Consider the following 5,506-nt stretch of genomic DNA (forward strand, 5'->3'; position numbering starts at 1 on the left):
AGCCGACCGCCGCGCTGTCCGCGGTCGAGGCCGAGCGGCTGTTCCGGGTGGCGCGCGGGCTCGCGGAGCGCGGCGCGGCGCTGCTGTTCATCTCGCACCGGCTGGAGGAGATGTACGAGCTGTGCGACCGGGTCACCGTGTTGCGCGACGGGGCGCTGGTCTCGACCGACCCGATGGCCGGGGTCGGGCACGACGAGCTGGTCCGGCGCATGGTCGGCCGGTCGGTCGAGCAGCTGTTCCCCGAGCGGCGCACGCGGGTCGGTGAGCCGCGCCTGGTGGTCGACGGCCTGACCCGCGCCGGGGTGTTCCACGACATCTCGTTCGAGGTGCGGCGCGGCGAGGTCGTCGGCCTCGCCGGGCTGGTCGGCTCCGGCCGCACGGAGGTGGCCAGGGCGGTGTTCGGCGTCGACGGGCGGGACGCGGGCACGGTGTCGGTCGACGGCGTGGAGCTGCCCGCCGGCGACCCGCGCGCGGCCATCGACCGCGGCGTGGCGCTGGTGCCGGAGGACCGCCGCGAGCAGGGCCTGGTGCCGGAGCTGTCGATCGAGCGCAACGCGAGCCTGGCCCTGCTGCGCGAGGTCTCACCCGGCTGGATCACCCGACGCGGCCGGGAACGGGCGCTGGCGCGGGAGTGGGGCGGCCGGCTGTCGTTGAAGGCGGGCCGCCCCACCGACCCGGCGGCCACCCTGTCCGGCGGCAACCAGCAGAAGCTCGTGCTGGGCAAGTGGCTGGCCACCGGACCGTCCGTGCTGATCGTGGACGAGCCGACCAGGGGCATCGACATCGGCACGAAGGTCGAGGTGCACGCCCTGCTGGCCGAGCTCGCGGCGGGCGGCATGGCCGTGCTGCTGATCTCGTCCGAGCTGCCCGAGGTGCTCGGCATGGCGGACCGGGTGCTGGTGGTGCACGAGGGCCGGATCACCGCCGAGCTGTCCGGCACCAGCGCCACCGAGGAGGCCGTGATGCGCGCGGCGACCGGGAACGGGAGCGCGGCATGAGGCTGCGCGCGCTGCTGTCCGGGCGTGAGCTGGGCATCGTGGTGGCGCTCGTCGTCGTGGTCGCGGTGACCGCGGCGGTGCGGCCCGCGTTCCTCAACGCGCAGGGGCTGCACGACCTGTTCCTCAACGCCTCCGTCATCTCCCTGCTCGCGATCGGGCAGGCGCTGCTGGTGATCACCCGCAACATCGACCTGTCGGTCGGCTCGGTGATGGGCCTGACCGCGTTCCTGTCCGGGCAGCTCTTCCTGGCCGACCGGGCGATGCCCGTCGTCCTCGTGCTGGTGGCCGGGATCGCGCTGGGCGCGGTGTGCGGCGCGGTCAACGGCGCGCTGGTCGCGGTGGCCGAGGTGCCCGCGCTGGTGGTCACGCTGGGCACGCTGTACGTGTTCCGCGGCCTGGACTACGGCTGGGCCAGTGCCACGGGGGTGCGGCAGGTCAACGCCGACCGCATGTCGCCGGACTTCCTGGCGTTCGGCAGCGGGGCCGTGCTCGGCGTCCCCCACCTCACCCTGATCGCGTTGGTGGCGCTGGTGGTGACCGGGTACGCGCTGCACAACCTCCGGTCCGGCCGCGAGCTGTACGCGATCGGGTCGAACCCGGAGGCGGCGCGGTTGGCGGGCATCCCGGCGGGCAGGCGGGTGTTCACCGCGTTCGTCGTGTCCGGCGCGCTGGTCGGCCTCGCGGGTGTGCTGCACGCCGCGTACTTCGGCACCATCAACGCCTCCGTGGGCAGCGGTCGTGAGCTGGCGGTGGTGGCCGCCGTCGTCGTGGGCGGCGTGGCGATCTTCGGCGGGAGCGGGTCGGTGCTGGGCGCGGTGCTCGGCGCGCTGCTGCTCACCACGATCACCGGTGCGTTACCGGTCCTCGGCGTGCCCGCGTTCTGGCAGCGCGCGGTGGACGGGGCGGCGCTGCTGCTGGCCATCTCGCTGGACCGGGCCGTGATGCTGCGGCTGGCCGCGCGGCTGCGCCGGGAGAGGAGCCTGAGCCGTGCGTGAGCCGGCGTGGCGCGAGCGCGTGCTGCGCTGGGAGACCGTCCTGCTGCTGCTGTGCGTCGCCGTGTTCGCGTTCGGCTCGGTCGGCACGCCCGGTTTCGCCGAGGCGGACAACGTCGGTTTCCTGGTGCAGGACTTCACCGAGGTCGCGCTGCTGGCGATGGCGTTGCTGCCGATCGTGCTCACCGGCGAGATCGACCTGTCGGTGGCGTCGGTCCTGGGCTTCTGCTCGGCGTCGACCGGCGTGCTGTGGGACGCGGGCGTGCCGTTCGAGACGATCGTGCCGCTGGTGCTGGTGGCGGGCGCGGTGCTGGGCGCGGTGAACGCGGGCCTGGTCGTGTGGTTCGGGCTGCCCGCGCTGGCGGTCACGATCGGCACGCTCGGGCTGTACCGGGGCCTGGCCTACGGCGTGCTGGGCGACGGCGCGGTGACCGGCTTCCCGGAGAACTACCGGCCGTTCGCCACCGACGCCATCCCCGGCACGTTCCTGCCGTACACGCTGATCCCCGTGCTGGTGGTCGGGCTGCTGGCGGCCCTGGTCGTGCACCGCACGCCGGTGGGACGTGCGTTGTACGCCATCGGCCTGGGCGAGCAGACCGCGCGGTTCTCCGGCATCCGGGTGGACCGCATCAAGGCCACCCTGTACGTCGTGTCCGGCGTGCTGTGCGCGATGGCGTCGTTGATCTACACCCTGCGGTACAACAGCGCCCGCGCGGACAACGCCAACGGCATGGAGCTGGTCGCGGTGACGGCGGTGCTGCTGGGCGGCGTGTCGATCTTCGGCGGACGCGGTGGCGTGCTGGGCGTGGCGAGCGCGCTGCTGCTGATGGCCGGGCTGCGCAACGTGCTGTTCCTCAACGACGTGACCAACGAGGTCCAGAACGTCATCAACGGCCTGCTGCTGATCGTCTCGGTGCTCGTGCCGGTGGCCGCGAACCGGCTGCGCGCACGACGGCCCGTCCCACACCTGGAGGAACAACGATGAAGTCGCACGCAGTGCCGAAGCTGGCCGGTGTCGCGCTCGCGATCGTGCTCGTCGCGGCGTGCGGCGGCACGACCAAGGACTCCACGGCGGGGTCGGACGCGGGCGGCTCCACCGGGACCGGCCGCACCGCCGACCCGGACGCGCCGGTCGAGGCGGGCCTGAAGATCGCCTTCCTGCCGAAGGAGGTCGACAACCCCTACGAGATCATCGTGGACAAGGGCGGCATCGAGGCGGTCACCGAGCTGAAGGGCGAGGGCAAGGAGGTCGGCCCGTCGGACGCGTCGGCGTCCTCCCAGGTGTCCTACATCAACACGCTCGTGCAGCAGCGGCAGGACGCGATCGTGATCGCCGCCAACGACCCCAACGCGGTCGCGCCCGCGTTGAAGGACGCCATGGCCAAGGGCATCGCGGTGGTCACCTACGACTCGGACGCGGCGGTCGGGGCCAGGCAGGTGTTCGTCAACCAGGCGAACTCCGAGGACATCGGGCGCTCCCAGGTCGCGCTCATCTCCGAGCAGGTCGGTGGGCGGGGCAGGATCGCGATCCTGTCGGCCACGCCGAACGCCACCAACCAGAACACCTGGATCGAGTTCATGAAGGACGAGCTGGCCAAGCCCGAGCACGCGGGCCTGGAGCTGGTCAAGGAGGCGTACGGGGACGACGACGACCAGAAGTCGTTCCAGGAGACCCAGGCGCTGCTCCAGTCCATCCCGGACCTCAAGGGGATCGTGTCCCCGACCACCGTGGGCATCTCCGCCGCCGCCCGGTACATCTCGTCCTCGCCGTACAAGGGCAAGGTGGCGTTGACCGGTCTGGGCACGCCCAACCAGATGCGGCAGTTCGTCAAGGACGGCACGGTGCGGCGGTTCGCCCTGTGGGACCCCAGCCAACTGGGCTACCTCGCCGGGTACGCCGCCGCCGCGCTCGCGTCCGGCCGGATCACCGGCGCCGAGGGGGAGAAGCTCCAGGCGGGCCGGCTCGGTGAGCGGACGATCGGCAGGAACGGCGAGATCATCCTCGGCCCGCCGACCACGTTCGACGCCGGCAACATCGACCGGTTCGACTTCTGACCCCGGAGCGGGTGACCCCCATGACCAGCACCAGGCGCCGGCCGACGGTCGGGCTCGTCGCGGGCGGACTGGGCGCCTACTGGCCGCAGTTCCCCGACCTGCTGCCGGCGTTGCGCGAGTCGGCCGCGTACGTCGGTGAGCGGATCGGCGGGTTCGACGCCGACGTCGTGGACGTCGGGTTCGTCTCCGACGCCCAGGAGGGCGCGGCGGCGGCCGAGGAGCTGCGGGTGGCGGGCTGCGACCTGATCGTCGGCTTCCTCACCACGTACCTGACGGCCACGATGCTGATGCCGGTGGCGCAGCGCAGCGGGGCGCCGGTGCTGCTGGTCAACCTCCAGCCCACCGAGTCGATGGACCACGCCACCGTGGACACCGGCCAGTGGCTCGCGTACTGCGGGGCGTGCTCGTTGCCGGAGATGGCCACCGCGTTCCGGCGTGCCGGGGTGGAGTTCCGCAGCGTGTCCGGCCACCTCCGCGACGAGCGGGCGTGGGAGCGGATCGGCCGGTGGATCGCGGCGGCGGGCGTGCGCAAGGTGCTGCGGCACGGCAGGCACGGGCTGATGGGCCACCTGTACCCCGGCATGTACGACGTCTCCACCGACCTGGCGCTGGTCAACGCGCACTTCGGCGGGCACGTGGAGGTGCTGGAGTACGACGACCTGCGCGTGCGGGTGCGGGACGTGACCGACGGGGAGGTGGCGGACAGGGTGGCCGAGGCGCGGGCGACGTTCGACTGCGACGCCTCGGTGGACCCGGACGACCTGGCGTGGGCCGCGAGGGTGTCCGTGGGCCTGGACCGGCTGGTCACCGACTTCGAGCTGGACAGCCTCGCCTACTACCACCGGGGGCTGGAGGGCGAGGTGCACGAGCGGTTGGGCGCCGGGATGATCCTGGGCGCCAGCCTGCTCACCGCGCGCGGCGTGCCGGCGGCCGGTGAGTACGAGTTGCGCACCAGCCTCGCCATGCTGGTCCTCGACGTGCTGGGCGCGGACGGGTCGTTCACCGAGCTGCAGGCGCTGGACTTCACCCGCGGGCACGTCGAGATGGGGCACGACGGACCGGCGCACCTGGCCATGGGCGGCGGGCGGCCGTCGCTGCGCGGGCTCGGCGTCTACCACGGCAAGCGCGGCTGGGGCGTCTCGGTGGAGGTCACCGTCGCGCGCGGGCCGGTGACCCTGTTCGGCATCGGCCAGGACCGCGAGGGTCGGTACACGTTCGTGGTGGCCGAGGGGGAGGTGGCGGACGGGCCGCTGATGCGGATCGGCAACACGACCAGCCGGGTGGACTTCGGCCGTGACCCGGGGGAGTGGACCGACGCGTGGTCGGCCAGTGGCGTCGCGCACCACTGGGCGCTCGGCGCCGGTCACCGCGCCGCCGACCTGCGGGCGGTCGCGGACCTGCTCGGTGTCGCGCTCGTGCAGGTCTGACGCCGACGCGGCGTTCCGCCGGGTAGGGAGCGCG

Annotated in this window: 5 protein-coding genes; all 5 read left to right on the forward strand. The window is 73.0% G+C overall.

Annotation, left to right across the window (positions count from 1 at the left end):
• Positions 1-998: sugar ABC transporter ATP-binding protein (locus AB0G02_RS27140; RefSeq protein WP_360798966.1), on the forward strand; the 998-nt coding region annotated here is incomplete at its 5' end.
• The gene (locus AB0G02_RS27145; protein WP_360798969.1) at positions 995-1,993 is read left to right on the forward strand and encodes an ABC transporter permease; all 999 of its coding nucleotides are present in this window, start codon (positions 995-997) and stop codon (positions 1,991-1,993) included. The genes AB0G02_RS27140 and AB0G02_RS27145, both read left to right, overlap by 4 nt.
• Positions 1,986-2,975 (forward strand): ABC transporter permease, encoded by a 990-nt coding sequence (locus AB0G02_RS27150; protein WP_360798972.1) that lies wholly within the window; start codon positions 1,986-1,988, stop codon positions 2,973-2,975. The genes AB0G02_RS27145 and AB0G02_RS27150 overlap by 8 nt, the downstream gene beginning before the upstream one ends.
• Complete coding sequence (rhaS, locus tag AB0G02_RS27155; protein ID WP_360798975.1) at positions 2,972-4,045, forward strand: rhamnose ABC transporter substrate-binding protein; 1,074 nt, start codon at positions 2,972-2,974, stop codon at positions 4,043-4,045. The genes AB0G02_RS27150 and rhaS overlap by 4 nt, the downstream gene beginning before the upstream one ends.
• Complete coding sequence (locus AB0G02_RS27160; RefSeq protein WP_360798978.1) at positions 4,042-5,472, forward strand: L-fucose/L-arabinose isomerase family protein; 1,431 nt, start codon at positions 4,042-4,044, stop codon at positions 5,470-5,472. Before rhaS ends, AB0G02_RS27160 begins: the two co-directional genes overlap by 4 nt.
• Positions 5,473-5,506: the final 34 nt, after the last annotated feature.

It is taken from the genome of Actinosynnema sp. NPDC023658 (assembly GCF_040639995.1).
GTDB lineage: Bacteria > Actinomycetota > Actinomycetes > Mycobacteriales > Pseudonocardiaceae > Actinosynnema.